General features: G+C 71.3%; 1 protein-coding gene. It reads right to left on the reverse strand.

Annotated features, from left to right (window positions below):
• Positions 1-14,376 (reverse strand): non-ribosomal peptide synthase/polyketide synthase (locus D7X99_RS39345; RefSeq protein WP_121782230.1); only part of this gene is annotated, 14,376 nt, incomplete at both ends.

Consider the following 14,376-nt stretch of genomic DNA (forward strand, 5'->3'; position numbering starts at 1 on the left):
AGAAGTCCGTGAGCGTCTGGGACAAGGGCAGGTGGACAGGCAGGGATGCACCGCGCTGGGACTGCACGGCGGGACGCGGCTTGTCGGTGGGCAGCTCCAGCAAGGCAGGCGCGCCGGAGAGCTGCTGTTTCCAGTAGCCCAGCTGCGCCTCGAGCACCTCGCCCTGCAGCCACGTGCGCTGCCAGACGGCGAAGTCGGCGTACTGCACGGGCAGCTTCGGCAGGAGCGAGGACCTGCCCTGGACGAAGGAGCCGTAGAGCCCCGCCACCTCGCGCACGAGCACGTCCATGGACCAGCCGTCGGAGACGATGTGGTGCATCGTCATCAGCAGCACGTGCTCCCGCGCATCCATCCGGATCAGCGAAGCGCGCAGCAACGGTCCGCGAGCGAGGTCGAACGGACGCGCGGCTTCGGTGGCGGCCCGCCCCTGCGCTTCAGCCTCGCGTTCGGCCACGGGCAGCGCGCCCAGGTCCACCAGGGTCAGGTGGAAGTCGCCGGCAGGGTGGATCTCCTGGAAGGGCTCCGCGTCACGAACCACGAAGGTGGTGCGCAGGGCCTCGTGACGGTGGAGGAGCGCGTGGAAGGCCTGCCCCAACGCCGGCACGTCCAGCGCCCCCTGCACGCGCAGCGCGAACGGGATGTTGTACGTGGCGGTGCCGGGCTCCAGTTGATCGATGAACCACAGCCGCTGCTGCGCGAACGACAACGGCAGCAGGCCGGTGCGCGGCACCGGTACCAGCGGCGGCGGCGCGGGCAGCTCCACCTTCCGCTGCACGACCAGCGACCGGTACACCTCGCGGGCACGCCGGTGCGCCTCGGCCCAGGTGAGGGACTCTCCGTCCATCTCCATGGCCACGGCCTCCGGCGTGAGCCGGGACTGGGCCTCGATGAGCCGGTGCAGGCCGGCGTCCTTCGCGGTCGCCGCGGACGGGTCGCGCCACGCGTGGAACAGCAGCTGCCGCTCCCCGGCCGTGAGCAGGGGCAGGGCGCGGAGCGGATGATCCGGGTTCGCGAGTGCTCCCTCCAGCAGTACTCGCAGATGGCCCATCATGCGCTCCGCCGTCGAGGCGTCGAACAGGTCGGTGCTGTACTCCAGCGCGCCTCGCAGGCCCTGGCCCCGGTCGCTGACGGACAGGGAGAGGTCGAACTTCGACGCGCGCTGCTCGATTCTCAGGGGCGCCATCCGCAGCCCGGGCCCGAGCACCTCCGGCGTCGGGGCGTTCTGGTACACGATCAACACCTGGAAGAGGGGCGCGCGGCCGGCGATGCGCTCGGGCCGCAGGGCTTCCACCAGCTTCTCGAAGGGCACGTCCTGATGGGCGTACGCCCCCAGCGTCACGTCCCGCACGCGGGCGAGCAGCGCGCGGAAGCTCGCGACTCCCGCGAGGTTCGTGCGCAGGACCAGGGTGTTGACGAAGAAGCCGATGAGCCCCTCCAGCTCCGCGTGCGTGCGGCCAGCGATGGGCGAACCCACGCTGATGTCCTCCTGGCCGGAGTATCGCGACAGCAGTAACTGGAAGGCAGCCAGCACCACCATGGACGGCGTGACGCCCTCCTTGCGGCAGAGTGCCTGGATCGCTTCCGTCAACTCCACGGGGAACTGGAAGGCGTACGCGCCACCCTGAAGCGTCGGCGTGGCCGGGCGCGGGCGATCCGTGGGCAGCTCCAGCGTCCGGGGCGCACCCTGGAGCCGTTCCCGCCACCAGCCGAGCTGCGCCTCCAGGACCTCGTCGCGCAGCCACTCGCGCTGCCAGAGGGCGAAGTCCGGGTACTGCACGGCGAGTGGTTCCAGGCTCGTGGGACGCGACTGCGCGTGGGCCGTGTACAGCGTCGTCAGCTCCTGGACGAGGACGCCCATGGACCAGCCGTCGGAGATGACGTGGTGCAGGGTGACGAGCAGTGCGTGTTGAGTCTCGGTCAGCCGGACGAGCAGCACGCGCCAGAGCGGTCCCGCCGCCAGGTCGAAAGGACGCCACGCTTCGTGCTCGACGAGGCGCTGGAGCGCGGCCTCGCGTTCGGAGTCGGGAAGGCCGCTGACATCCGCCCAGACCGCGGGCAGTAGGGGTTCCGGGGCGATGACCTGGACGGGCTGGTGCCCCTGCTCCTGGAGCGTGGTGCGCAGGGATTCGTGACGCTGGAGCACGTCGCGCAGGGCTCGCGTGAGCGCGGCCACGTCGAGAGGGCCCTCCAGTCGAACGGCGGTGGGGAGGTTGTAGTTCGCGCTGTCGGGGTCCAGCTTCGACAGGAACCACAGGCGCTGCTGCGCGAAGGAGAGCGGCGCGGGGCCCTGTGAAGGACGCGCGCGCAGCGGAGGCACGGTGGCTGCCGGCCGGTCCAGGGCCAGCGCGTCGATGCGACGGGCTACCGCTTCCACGGTGGGGATCGCGAAGAAGTCGGGAAGCGAGAGCTCGACCCCGAAGTGCTGGCGGACGCGCGCGAGCACCTGGGTGGCGCTCAGGGAGTGACCGCCCAGGTCGAAGAAGTCGTCGTCGGCGCCCACCTCGTTGATGCGCAGCACGCGGCTCCAGAGCGCCGCCAGATCGCGCTCGGTGTCGGTGCGCGGCGCGCGAGTGGGGACGCGGGCCTGCGAGGTCGCGGGTGCGGGCAGGGCCTTCCTGTCGACCTTGCCACTGGGAGTCAGGGGCAGGGAGTCCAGCAGGACGAAGGCGGAGGGCACCATGTACTCGGGCAGCTTCTCGTACAGCCGCGAGCGCAGCGTGCCCACCTCCACCGCTTCGCTGCTGCTGCTCCGCACGACGTAGGCGACGAGACGCTTGTCACCCGCTGCATCCTCGCGGGCCACCACCACGGACTGACGCACGCCGGGGTGCTGCTCCAGCGTGGCCTCAATCTCGCCCAGCTCGATGCGCAGGCCGCGCACCTTCACCTGGAAGTCGGCACGGCCGACGTACTCGATAGCGCCGTCAGGCAGCCAGCGAGCCACGTCGCCGGTGCGGTACAGGCGCGAGCCAGGCGTGTCGCTGAAGCCATCCGGGATGAAGCGCTCGGCCGTCAGCTCCGGGCGGCCCAGGTAGCCGCGGCCCACCTGGACACCGCCGATGAAGAGCTCGCCCGGGACGCCGACGGGCACGGGGTGCAAGTGCGCGTCGAGGATGCGGATTTGGGTATTGGCCACGGGCCGGCCAATGGGCACGGAGCGACGGGACTCGCCCGGCAGGCATTGGTGGAAGGTGACGTCGACGGCGGCCTCGGTGGGGCCGTAGAGGTTGTGAAGCCCGGCCCAGGGCAGGCGCCGCAGGCAGCGCTCCGCGAGCTCCAGGGGAAGGGCCTCGCCGCTGCACACCACGCGGCGCAGAGACGTGCATGACTCCAGCGCCGGCTCCTCCAGAAACACCTGGAGCATGGAGGGCACGAAGTGAAGGGTGGTGACACCGGCCTCTGCGACGAGGCGCGCGAGGTAGGCGGGGTCCTGGTGCCCGCCGGGTTTCGCGAGGACGAGGCGCGCGCCCGTCATGAGGGGCCAGAAGAATTCCCAGACGGAGACGTCGAAGCTGAAGGGAGTCTTCTGAAGGACGACGTCCGCGGGGCCCAGGGCGTAGGCGGACTGCATCCACAGCAGGCGGTTGACGACGGGGCCATGGGCATTCATGGCCCCCTTGGGCCTGCCGGTAGAGCCGGAGGTGAAGATGACGTAGGCGAGGCCGTCGGCGGAGGCGCGAGGAGGAGGAGCGTGCCGGGGCTGGAGAGCGACGTCGTCCCACTGCGTGTCCAGGCACAGCACGCGGGCGTCATGGGCGGGCAGGCGCGACAGCAGGTGCTCCTGGGCCAGGAGCACGGCAGGGCGCGCGTCCTCCAGCATCCAGGCGAGGCGCTGAGCAGGGTAGGCAGGGTCGAAGGGGACGTAGGCGCCGCCAGCCTTCAGCGTGGCGAGCAGGGCGACGACGAGCTCCAGCGAGCGCTCCAGCAGGAGGCCCACGCGGACCTCCGGCCCCACGCCGCGCGCGATGAGGGCGTGCGCCAGCTGATTGGCCCGTGCATCCAGCTCCCGGTAGGTGAGCGTGCGGCCCTCGAACGCGAGTGCCACGGCATCCGGTGTGCGCTCCACCTGCGCCTCGATGAGGCTGTGCAGTGTGGCATCGCGAGGGAAGTCGGTCGCCGTCGCGTTCCAGTCCACCAGCACCTGCTGGCGCTCGGCGTCCGTGAGCGGACGTGCGCCCGCGGAGTCATCGCCCGGTTCCACCGGAGCGGGCCGCGCCACTTCGCGCGCCGCGATCTCCTCCAACGGGAGGAGGGGCACGGACAGCGCGGGGCCTTCACGCCGACGCGAAGGGGCCAGCACGCCCCTGCCTTCAAGGGCCGCGTCGATGCGCGCGGACAGCCCCTCGACGGTGGGGGCGTCGAAGAGGGCGCGCAGCGGAAGCTCCACGCCGAACGCCTCCCGGATGCGGCTGATGGCCTGGGTGGCCAGGAGCGAGTGGCCGCCCAGGTCGAAGAAGCTGTCGGTGGCTCCCACGCGGGTGACTCCCAGGAGCGGGCGCCACAGGCCGGCGAGCCGCTCCTCGGTGTCGGTGCGCGGTGGGACGTGCTCGCGGTCGTCACCGGTGAAGTCCGGTGCGGGCAGGGCCTTCCTGTCCACCTTGCCGTTGGCGGTGAGGGGCAGGGCGGGCAGCGCGACGAAGGCCGCGGGCACCATGTACTCGGGCAGGTGCTGCTTCAGATGCTCCCGGAGCACGGACACGTCCGGCGCGTCCGCGACGACGTACGCCACGAGGCGCCGGTCGCCCGGAACGTCCTCGCGCACCAGCACCACCGCATCCTTCACGGTGGGGGCCGCGCGAAGCACCGCCTCCACCTCTCCCAGTTCGATGCGGAAGCCGCGCACCTTCACCTGCGCATCGCCACGGCCCACGAACTCCAGCGTGCCGTCCTCGCGCCAGCGCACCACGTCGCCGGTGCGGTACAGCCGGGCTCCGGCATCGCCTGAGAACGCATCTGGCACGAAGCGCTCGGCCGTCAGCGCGGGCCTGCCCGCATAGCCGCGCGCCACGCCCACGCCTCCCAGGTATAGCTCTCCCCGCACGCCCACGGGCACCGGCTCGCCGCGTGCATCCAACACGTAGGCGTGCACGTTGGCCAGCGGCTTGCCAATGGCGGGCACCCGTCCATCCGCCACGCAGTCCGTGAGCGTGGCCACCACGGTGGCCTCCGTGGGGCCGTAGGTGTTGATCAGGCGCCGTCCGGAGGCCCAGCGCGCCACCACTTCGGCGGGCAGCGCCTCGCCTCCAGAGATGACGGTGCGCAGCGAGGGCAGTCCGTCCGCGGGCGTGGCCGCCAGCGCCGCGGGCGTGAGGCTGATGACCGTCAGGGCCTCCTCCCGCAGCAACTGCTGGAGCGGCGCGCCCGGCATCAGCTTCTCCATGGGCGCCAGGACCAGCGTCGCGCCCGCGCACAGCGTGGTGAAGATCTCCTCCACTGACAGGTCGAAGCTCAGGTTGGCGAACTGGAGGACGCGGTCGCTCGGCCCGATGCCGTACGCCATCGCCTCGTGCGTGACGAGGTTCGCCACGCTCCGGTGCTCCACCAGCGTGCCCTTGGGCAGGCCCGTGCTGCCGGACGTGTAGAGCAGGTACGCCAGGTGGCGAGAGGTGACGCCACTGGCCGGTGCATCGGTGGGCTCGCTGGCAATGGCGTCGCGCTCCGCGTCCAGGCAGAGGGCGGACGTGCGGTGGGGCTCGGGGAAGCGGTCCCGCAGGATCTCCTGTGTCAGCAATACCTGCGCACCGCTGTCCTCCAGCATGAAGGCGCGCCGCTCGCGCGGCAGGAGTGGATCCACCGGCACCCACGCGCCCCCGGCCTTGAGGATGCCCAGCAGGCCAATGACGACGTCCAGCGAGCGCTCCAAGCTCAGGGCCACGCGCACCTCGGGCCCGACACCCCGGCGGCGCAGCGCGTGGGCGACCTGATTGGCGCGGGCGTCCAGCTCCGCATAGGTGAGGTGCGTTCCCTCGAACGTGGCGGCGCGCGCGGTTGGCGCGCGGCGCACCTGGGCTTCGAAGAGCGTGTGCACGCAGGTGTCGGGGAAGTCCTCGCGAGTGGGGTTCCAGTCCACCAGCACCTGGCTGCGCTCGGCCCCGGTCAGCAGCGCGAGCTCGGAGAGCCGGCGCTCGGGAGTGGCCACCAGGGCCTTCACGAGCACGTGCAGGTGACGCATCAGCCGCTCGGCGGTGGAGGCGTCGTAGAAGTCCTTTGCGTACTCCAGGGCCCCCACGAAGCCCCGCGCGGTCCGGCTGAGCGACAGCGTCATGTCGAACTTGGCGGCGCGGCTCCGCGAGGGGAGCGCGCGGAACGTCAGCCCCGGGACGGACAGCTCCGCCGGGGGCGTGTTCTGCAGGATGAACATCACCTGGAACAGCGGCGCCTGATGCAGGTCGCGCATCGGCTGGAGCTGCTCGAAGGGCACGTGCTGGTGCGCGAAGGCATCCAGCGCGGTGGTGCGCACGCGGGCCAGCAGCTCGCGCACGGTGGGGTCGCCGTCCAGGCGGGTGCGCAGCACGAGCGTGTTGAGGAAGAAGCCGATGAGCCCCTCCAGCTCGGCGCGGTTTCGGCCCGCGACGGGCGAACCCACGCTGATGTCATCCTGGCCGGAGTAGCGCGCCAGGAGCAGCTGGAAGGCCGCGAGCAGGAACATGAAGGGCGTGATGCCCTCGCGGCGGCAGAGCGCCTCCACGGCTTCGCTCAGCGCCAGAGGGAACTCCACGGGGAGCACCTCCGCGCGGAGCGAGGTGTGGGGTGCTCGGGGCCGGTCGGTGGGCAGCTCCAACGCCCTCGGTGCGCCGTCCAGTTGACGCCGCCACCAGCTGAGCTGCGCCTCCAGCACGTCCCCTTGCAGCCACTGGCGTTGCCAGGCGGCGTAGTCGCCGAACTGGAGGGGCAGGGGCGCCAGGGCCGCGGGTGTCTGGGTGGCGAAGGCGCGGTAGAGCTCCACCACCTCGCGCACCATCACGGACATGGACCAGCCGTCGCTGATGATGTGGTGCAGCGTGAGGAGCAGGACGTGCTCCCTGGCGTCCAGCGCCAGCAGCGCCACGCGCAGCAGGGGACCCGTGGCCAGGTCGAACGGGCGCTGGGCCTCCGCGTCGGAGCGCCGCTGGACCTCGGCCTCGCGCGCATCCGCGGGCAGCGACCTCAGGTCGATGGGCGCCAGTGCGAGAGGGCCGGGCGGTGCGATGACCTGGATGGGTCCCTCGCTGGTCGCGCGGAACGTGGTGCGCAGGGATTCATGCCGGTGCACCAGGGCTTCCAGCGCGCGACGCAGGGCTTCGACGTCCAGCGCTCCGGACAGGCGCAGGGCCAGGGGCATGTTGAACGCCGCGCCACCGGGGGCCAGCTGGTCGAGCAGCCACACCCGGTGCTGCGAGTACGAGGCGGGCAGCGGCTGGTCGGACGGAGCGCGCTGGAGCGGAGGGGCCACCGCGAGCTGGCCGGACTGGAGCGCGGCGTCGATGCGTGCCGCGACCTCCGCCACGGTCGGTGTTTCGAACAGCGCCTGGAGGGGCAGCTCGACGTCGAAGGCGACGCGCACGCGCGACACGAGCTGCGTGGCAAGCAGGGAGTGTCCACCCAGCTCGAAGAAGTGGTCGGTGGCACCCACGCGCGGCACGCGAAGCACCTGGGCGAAGAGGGCCGCGAGCTTCTCCTCGGTGGGGGTGCGTGGCGCGATATATCCAACGGCGGAGGCCGGTGCGTCCGGTACGGGCAGGGCCTTCCTGTCCACCTTGCCGTTGGGCGTCAGTGGGAAGGTGTCCAACGCCATGAAGAGCGAGGGCACCAGGTGCTCGGGCAGGTGCTGGCGGGCGAAGTCGCGCAGCGCGGCGGGCTCCAGCGCCTGGCCGTCGTGCAGCACCACCCACGCCACGAGCCTGCCGTCGCCGGATGTGTCGGGCCGGGCCCCGGCCACCGCCTGGAGCACGCTCGGGTGACGCACGAGGATCGCCTCCACCTCGCCGGGCTCGATGCGGAAGCCACGCACCTTCAGCTGGAAGTCGGTGCGGCCCAGGAAGTCGAGCGTCCCGTCGGAGCGCCAGCGCGCGAGGTCGCCCGTGCGGTACATGCGCGAGCCGGGGAGTCCGGAGAAGGCATCCGGCACGAAGCGCTCGGCGGTCAGCTCCGGGCGCGCCAGATAGCCGCGCACCACGCCGTCGCCCGCGATGAAGAGCTCACCGGGAACGCCCACGGGCACGGGCTGGCCCCGAGCGTCCAGCACGTACAGGCGCGTGTTCGCGATGGGCGCGCCAATGGAGAGGGTGGCGGGCTGTGCATCGCCGGTGACGGCGTGCGTGGAGGACCAGACGGTGGTCTCCGTGGGCCCGTACATGTTGCGCAGCACGGCGGCGGGCAGGGCGTCGCGCAGTTGGACGGCGAGTGCTCCGGGCAGGGCTTCGCCGCCGACGAGCAGGTGCCGCAACGTCCCCAACGACGAGACGGCGTCGGGCGCCAGCACGAGCGAGCGCGCGAAGGCGGGCGTGCACTGCAGGTGGGTGATGGCGTGCTGGCGCAGCAACCGCGCGAGTGGAGGCGCGGCGCCCCGAGCCGCGGCCTTTTCGTCGTGGAGGACGACCTGGAAGCCGCGCGTCAGCGTCCAGAGGAGCTCCAGGACGTGGATGTCGAAGGAGATGCTGGTGACGGCGAGCCAGGTGCCCGGAGTGGACGTCCCCAGCACCGCGTCCATCGCCTCCAGGAAATGGGAGAGCGTGTGGTGAGGCACCATGACGCCCTTGGGGCGGCCCGTGCTTCCCGACGTGTAGATGACGTAGGCCCGCGTCCCGGGCAGGGCGGCGCCCGGAGCGTGCGCGGCCTCGCCGTCGCCGGTCTCCTCCATGAAGACGACGTCGAGCCCGTCCGCGGGCACCGCGTCCCGCAGCGACTGCTGGGTGACGAGCACGCGGGCTTGCGAATCGCGGAGCATCCAGGTGAGGCGGTCCGCGGGGTAGTCCGGATCCAACGGGAGGTAGGCGCCCCCGGCGTGGAGGATGGCGAGCATCGCGACGACCATGTCCGGTGCGCGGCGGGCGCACAGGGCCACGGGCTCATCCGGGCGCACGCCCCGCGCCTGGAGCCTGCGCGAGAGGCGCAGGACGCGCTGGTGGAGCTCCCGGTAGGTGAGGCGGTCTTCCCCGGAGACGAGCGCGACCGCGTCCGGCGTGCGGAGGGCCTGGGCTTCGAAGCGGGCGTGGGCATTCGTGGCGTCGAAGGGACGGGCCGTGTCGTTCCACGCAAGGAGCACCTGCTCGCGCTCCTCGCGCGGGAGCAGGGGCAGGTCATGCACGCGCGTGTCTGGCGCGAGGACGACGGCCTCCAGCAGCACGCGCAGGTGGCCCACGAGCCGGCGGATGGACTCCTCGCGGAAGAGGGCGGTGCTGTACGTGACGGAGCCGACCAGGCCCTGGGGCGAGTGCGTGAAGACGAACGTGAGGTCGAACTTCGCGGATGTGCCCGAGTCCTGTGCGACGGGACGCAGGGTCAGGGTGTCGGGCCGCGCACCTTCCGCCGCGCGGGGCGCGTTCTGGACCATGAGCATCACCTGGAAGAGAGGTGAGCGGCTCAGGTCGCGCTGGGGCTGGAGCTCCTCGACGAGCTTCTCGAAGGGAATGTCCTGGTGCGCGTAGGCGCCGAGGGTGGCCTCGCGCATGCGGCCGAGCAACTGCACGAAGGTGGGGGCGTCATCCAGCCGGGAGCGCAGCGCGAGCGTGTTGATGAAGAAGCCAATGAGGCCTTCGAGCTCCGCGAAGCGGCGGCCGGCGATGGGCGAGCCGATGACGACGTCGTCCTGGCCGGAGTGGCGCGCGAGCAGCGTCTGGGTGGAGGCCAGCAACGCCATGAAGAGCGTGGCGCCGTGCTGCTGCGCCAGGGTCTGGAGGGCGTGCGAGAGCTCCGGGGGAAGCAGGAAGGGGACGGAGGCGCCGCGGAAGGACTGGACGGCGGGACGGGGGAAGTCGGTGGACAGCTCCAGTGCACGCGGCGCACCGGCCAGGTGCTGGCGCCACCAGGCGCGCTGACGCTCGAGGGCGTCCCCCTGCAACCAGTCGCGCTGCCAGAGCGCGTAGTCGGCGTATTGCAGGGGCAGCGCGGCCAGGGGGGAGCCAAGGCCCTGGCGGAAGGCGCGGTAGAGGGCGTCCAGCTCGCGCACGAGGATGCTCATGGACCAGCCGTCGGAGACGATGTGGTGCATCGTCACGAGCAGCATGTGCCGGTGCTCGGCGAGTCGCAGCAGCGAGGCTCGCAGCAGTGGGCTACGGGCGAGGTCGAAGGGGCGCAGGCCTTCGGCGCCAGCAAGACGCCGGGCCTCGGCTTCGCGCGCGTCTGGAGCCAGGTGCTCCAGGTCCTGCACGTCCAGGGTGAATTCGGCGGTGGCGTGGAAGCGTTGGACGGGTTCGCCCGCGTGCGCATGGAGCGTCGTGCGCAGGGACTCGTGACGTTGGAGGAGTTCGCGGAAGGCGCGCTCCAGGGCCGCGAGGTCCAGCGGCCCGTCCAGGTGCAGGGCGCTCGGGATGTTGTACGTGGCCGTCCCCGGCTGGAGTTGCTCCAGGAACCACAGCCGCTGCTGAGCGAACGACAACGGTGCTTCGTCGCCCCGGTCGACCGCGCGGGGCGGCGGCAGGGCGGAGCCCTCGGTGGCCCGCAGCGCCTCCTCCACGCGCAGGGCGAGCCGGGTGAGCGTGGGGGCTTCGAAGAGGGCGCGAAGGGGCAGCTCGATGCCGAACGTGGTGCGGATCCGCGAGACGAGCTGGGTGCCCAGCAGCGAGTGGCCGCCCACCTCGAAGAAGTCGTCCTCACGTCCGATACGGTCCACCCGGAGCAACTCGGTCCAGAGGCTGGCGAGCAACTCTTCGGTGGGGGTGCTTGGAGGCATGTACCGTCCCCGCTCCTGCACGGAAGCATCGGGAACGGGGAGGGCCTTGCGGTCGACCTTGCCGTTGGGGGTGAGCGGCAGGGCCTCCATCACGACGAAGGCGGTCGGCACCATGTGACCGGGCAGTTGCTGCTGGAGGTGTGCCCGCAGCGCCGCGGCGTCCATCGCCAATCCACCGGTGGCGACATAGGCGACGAGGCGCTTGTCGCCGGGCACGTCCTCGCGAGCCATCACGAGCGTCTCGGCGACACCGGGCAGCCGTTGCAGCGCGGACTCCACTTCGCCGGGCTCGATGCGGAATCCGCGCACCTTCACCTGGAAGTCGGTGCGGCCCAGGAACTCCAGCGAGCCGTCCGCGCGCCAGCGGGCCCTGTCACCCGTGCGGTAGAGGCGTTCGCCGGGCGAAGAGGTGAAGGCGTTGGGAACGAAGCGCTCGGCGGTGAGGTCGGGCCGACGCAGGTAGCCCCACGCGAGGCCGGCGCCCCCGACGAAGAGCTCACCGGCCACGCCCACGGGCACGGGCCGCTGGTGGGTATCCAGCACGTATACGGTGGACTGGCCGATGGGCTTGCCGATGGGCACCGCATGCCCGACGGGTGACGCCGGGCCCATGATGTGGGCGGTGGAGGCGGTGGTGTTCTCGGTGGGGCCGTAGCCGTTGATGAGGACGGAGCCGGGAGCGAGCTTCGCCAGGTGCTGACGGGCGCGCTCGGCGGGCATCACGTCGCCACCGATCATGAGCTGGGAGACACGCGCGAGGGTGTCTCCCTGGTGGAGGGCCATCTGCTCGAAGAGGGCGGTGGTGAGGACGACGCTCGTGGGGGCGTGACGGCGGAAGAAGGCCGCGAGCTCCTCCAGCGAGAGCGAATGCGGTGGCGCGAGCACCAGCTGGGCGCCGTGAAGCAGGGCGCTCCAGATTTCCATCGTGGAGGCGTCGAAGGCAGTGGGCGCGAGCTGGGAGTAGCGGTGCTCCGGGCCGAAGCGGAAGTAGGACGCGCCGCACACCAGCCGCACGACGCCGCGGTGGGGCACCATGACGCCCTTGGGCCGTCCGGTGGAGCCGGAGGTGAACATGACGTAGGCGAGGCTGTCCGCGGACGCAGGCACGGCAGGCGCGTGCGTGGGCTTGCGCGCGAGGAGTGGCGCGTCGTCGTCCATCAGGAGGGAGGAGCCGAAGAAGGACGGGAGGCTCTGCTCCCAGTCGGAGCGAGTCACCAGCACGGGAGCGCCGGAGTCTTCCAGGAGCATGGCGAGGCGCTCGTGGGGGTAGCTCATCTCCAACGGGACGTAGGCGGCGCCGGCCTTGAGGACGCCGAGGATGGCGACGATGAGGTCGAGCGAACGCCCCAGGCCCAGCGCCACGAGAGTGCCCGGATGCACGCCCAGGCCGATGAGGGCGTGGGCGAGCTGGTTGGCGCGCTCGTCCAGTTGCCGGTAGGTGAGGGCGTCGTCACCGAAGAGGACGGCCAGCGCGTCCGGCCTTTCGCGAGCCTGGTCCGCGAAGCGCTGGTGGATGGAGGTCTCGTGGGGAAAGGGCGACCGCGTGTCGTTCCACTGCACCAGGAGTTGGTGCAGTTCGTCCTGGGAGAGCATGGCCGCGGAGGCGAGCGGCGCTTCGGGATGGGCGACGAGCGCTTCAACGAGGGAGACGAAGTGCCGCGCCATGCGTTGCGCGGTGGTGGGAGCGAAGAGGGCGGTGTTGAATCCGAGCGATCCGTCGAAGCCGTCGGAAGACTCGGAGATGAACAGCTCCAGCTCGGCCTTGACGTTGTGGCCTTCCAGCTCCAGTCCTCGCAAGGCGAGCCCGGGGACCTGGAGCGAAGGCATGGACGTGTTCTGCAGGGCGAAGAGCGCCTGGAAGAGCGGCGGCCGCGTCAGGTCACGCTGAGGACGCAGCTCCTCCACGAGGCGCTCGAAGGGGACGTCCTGGTGGGCGTAGGCGCCCAGGGCCGCCTCGCGCACCTGCTGGAGCAACTGGCGGAACGAAGCCTTCGACGCGACGTGGGAGCGAAGGACGAGCGTGTTGACGAAGAAGCCGATGAGGCCTTCGGTCTCCGCATGCGTGCGGCCCGCGATGGGTGAGCCAACGCTGATGTCCTCCTGGCCTGAGTAGCGCGACAGCAGCACCTGGAAGGCCGCCATGAGGAGCATGAAGGGGGTGACCGCTTCACGTTGGGCGAGCGCCTTGAGTGCACCCGCGAGCGGCAGGGGCAGCCGCAGCGGTTGCATGCCTCCATGCGACGACTGCACGGCGGGGCGTGGGAAGTCGATGGGCAGCTCCAGCGGAGCGGCATCCGCGAGGTGCTGGCGCCAGTAGTCGAGCTGGGCGTCGAGGACGTCGCCCTGAAGCCAGGAGCGCTGCCACACGGCGTAGTCGGCGTACTGGACGGGCAGCTCGCGCAGGGGCGACGGCAGGCCTTCGGAGAAGGCTGCGTAGAGCGTGGCCACCTCCCGGACGAGGACACCGCGGGACCAGCCGTCGGAGACGATGTGGTGCAGGGTGAAGACGAGCACGTGCTCGGTGGGTGCGAGCTTCAACAGCAGCGCGCGCACGAGCGGACCGGAGGCCAGGTCGAAGGAACGCTGGGCCTCGGTGGACGCCAGTCGCCGTGCTTCGTCGAGGGCGGCCTCGCCCAGGGGGCTGAGGTCCACCATGGGCAGGGGCAGGTCCGTGGGTGAAACGATGCGCTGGAACGGCTGACCCTGGTGGGAGGGGAAGCGGGTGCGCAGGGCCTCGTGGCGCCGCACCAATTCGGTGAGGCTGTGGCGCAGGGCTTCGAGGTGCAGCTCACCTTCCAACCGCAGGATGGACGGGACGTTGTAGGTGGACGCGCCGGGGACGAGCTGATCCATGAACCACAGGCGCTGCTGAGCGAAGGACAGCGGCAGCGCTTCCGTGCGCGGTGCACGCACCAGCGGAGGCGCTTGAATGCCGGAGGCTTGCTTCCCCGCGTCGTCGATGCGACGCGCGAGGTCCGCGAGGCTCGGGGCTTCGAAGACGGAGCGCAGGGGCAGGTCCACGCCGAATGCCGCGCGCACGCGGGCTACGAGCTGCGTGGCCAGGAGGGAGTGGCCGCCCAGCTCGAAGAAGTGGTCTTGCGCGCCCACGCGAGGCAGGCGCAGCACTTCCGCCCAGACGGACGCGAGCAGCTCCTCCGTGGGAGTGCGAGGCGCCACGTAGTCGGAGTTCGACGCGGAGGCGTCCGGAGTGGGCAGTGCCTTGCGGTCGACCTTGCCGTTGGGAGTGAGGGGCAGGGCGTCCAGGAAGAGGAAGGCGGAGGGCACCATGTACTCGGGCAGCCGCTGCTTGAGGCTCTCCCGGAGCACGGATGCACCCGAGGCATCCGCGACGACGTAGGCGACGAGGCGGGCTTCACCGGGGGCGTCCTGGCGAGCCACGACGACGGCCTCGTGCACGGAGGGAAGCGTCCGCAGCACGGTGGCGACTTCCTCGGGCTCCACGCGGAAGCCACGCACCTTCACCTGGAAGTCGACGCGGCCGAGGA

The organism is Corallococcus sp. AB032C, from assembly GCF_003668935.1.
Taxonomy (GTDB): Bacteria; Myxococcota; Myxococcia; order Myxococcales; family Myxococcaceae; genus Corallococcus; species Corallococcus exiguus.